This window comes from Miniimonas arenae, assembly GCF_006351005.1.
In the GTDB taxonomy this organism is placed as follows: domain Bacteria; phylum Actinomycetota; class Actinomycetes; order Actinomycetales; family Beutenbergiaceae; genus Miniimonas; species Miniimonas arenae.
Genome location: NZ_VENP01000110.1, coordinates 1 through 2,085 on the forward strand (window position 1 = coordinate 1; position 2,085 = coordinate 2,085).

Sequence of the window (2,085 nt, forward strand, 5' to 3'; positions counted from 1 at the left end):
GGTGTAAGTTGGAGAGGTTGCCCCGGTGGTGCTGGCCCTGGTGGGTTGGTGTGGCTGGTGTGGTGTGTTGTTTGAGAACTCAACAGTGTGTTTGTGATTGTGATGCCATTGCCATGGCTTCCATGTTCTGGTCTTGTCTCCTTTGGGGGGTGGGGTTGGGTGTGGTGGTTGTGGTGTTTTGTTTGATCTTCTCACTTCCTGGTTTGTTGGTTCCTCGTTTCTGATGGGCTGGGGGGTGGGTGGGTCAGGGTTTTCTTCGTATGGTTCATACTCTGCTGTCTGCTTGTGCTCTTTGGGGTGTGGGTGGTGGTGGGGTTTGTTTTTGACGGAGAGTTTGATCCTGGCTCAGGACGAACGCTGGCGGCGTGCTTTACACATGCAAGTCGAACGATGATGACCAGCTTGCTGGTTTGATTAGTGGCGAACGGGTGAGTAACACGTGAGTAACCTGCCCCAGACTCTGGGATAACTCCGGGAAACCGGGGCTAATACTGGATATCCATCTCCTGCTGCATGGTGGGGGTTGTAAAGGGTTTCTGGTCTGGGATGGGCTCGCGGCCTATCAGCTTGTTGGTGGGGTGATGGCCTACCAAGGCTTTGACGGGTAGCCGGCCTGAGAGGGTGACCGGCCACACTGGGACTGAGACACGGCCCAGACTCCTACGGGAGGCAGCAGTGGGGAATATTGCACAATGGGCGAAAGCCTGATGCAGCGACGCCGCGTGAGGGATGACGGCCTTCGGGTTGTAAACCTCTTTCAGCAGGGAAGAAGCTTTCGGGTGACGGTACCTGCAGAAGAAGCGCCGGCTAACTACGTGCCAGCAGCCGCGGTAATACGTAGGGCGCAAGCGTTGTCCGGAATTATTGGGCGTAAAGAGCTCGTAGGCGGTTTGTCGCGTCTGCTGTGAAATCCTCAGGCTCAACCTGGGGCGTGCAGTGGGTACGGGCAGACTAGAGTGCGGTAGGGGAGACTGGAATTCCTGGTGTAGCGGTGGAATGCGCAGATATCAGGAGGAACACCGGTGGCGAAGGCGGGTCTCTGGGCCGTAACTGACGCTGAGGAGCGAAAGCATGGGGAGCGAACAGGATTAGATACCCTGGTAGTCCATGCCGTAAACGTTGGGCACTAGGTGTGGGGTCCATTCCACGGGTTCCGCGCCGTAGCAAACGCATTAAGTGCCCCGCCTGGGGAGTACGGCCGCAAGGCTAAAACTCAAAGGAATTGACGGGGGCCCGCACAAGCGGCGGAGCATGCGGATTAATTCGATGCAACGCGAAGAACCTTACCAAGGCTTGACATGCACGGGAAGCCACCAGAGATGGTGGTCTCTTTGGACACTCGTGCACAGGTGGTGCATGGTTGTCGTCAGCTCGTGTCGTGAGATGTTGGGTTAAGTCCCGCAACGAGCGCAACCCTCGTCCTATGTTGCCAGCACGTGATGGTGGGGACTCATAGGAGACTGCCGGGGTCAACTCGGAGGAAGGTGGGGATGACGTCAAATCATCATGCCCCTTATGTCTTGGGCTTCACGCATGCTACAATGGCCGGTACAAAGGGTTGCGATACTGTGAGGTGGAGCGAATCCCATAAAGCCGGTCTCAGTTCGGATTGGGGTCTGCAACTCGACCCCATGAAGTCGGAGTCGCTAGTAATCGCAGATCAGCATTGCTGCGGTGAATACGTTCTCGGGCCTTGTACACACCGCCCGTCAAGTCATGAAAGTCGGTAACACCCGAAGCCAGTGGCCCAACCCTTGTGGGGGGAGCTGTCGAAGGTGGGATCGGCGATTAGGACTAAGTCGTAACAAGGTAGCCGTACCGGAAGGTGCGGCTGGATCACCTCCTTTCTAAGGAGCATTGTTCACGCCCCGTACTGGTCCCTGTTCTCCTGCCTGTTGGTGGGGGTGGGGGTGGTGGGGTGTGTGGGTCGAAGCTTCCACCATCAGGGTGGGGGTGGGGTGCCTGGTGCTTCGTTTTCTGGGTGGAACGTCACGGTCACGCACACTGTTGGGTCCTGAGACAACACACCGGTCGTTGTGGCTGGGGTTGTTGTGTCTGGTTGCCTCTGCTGCCTGCTGCTGCGCC

1 rRNA gene is annotated in these 2,085 nt (G+C 57.4%); it reads left to right on the forward strand.

Features of this window, described 5'->3' with window-relative positions:
- Positions 1–322: 322 nt before the first annotated feature.
- Positions 323–1,847 (forward strand): 16S ribosomal RNA (locus FH969_RS14775).
- The last annotated feature ends 238 nt before the right edge of the window (positions 1,848–2,085 follow it).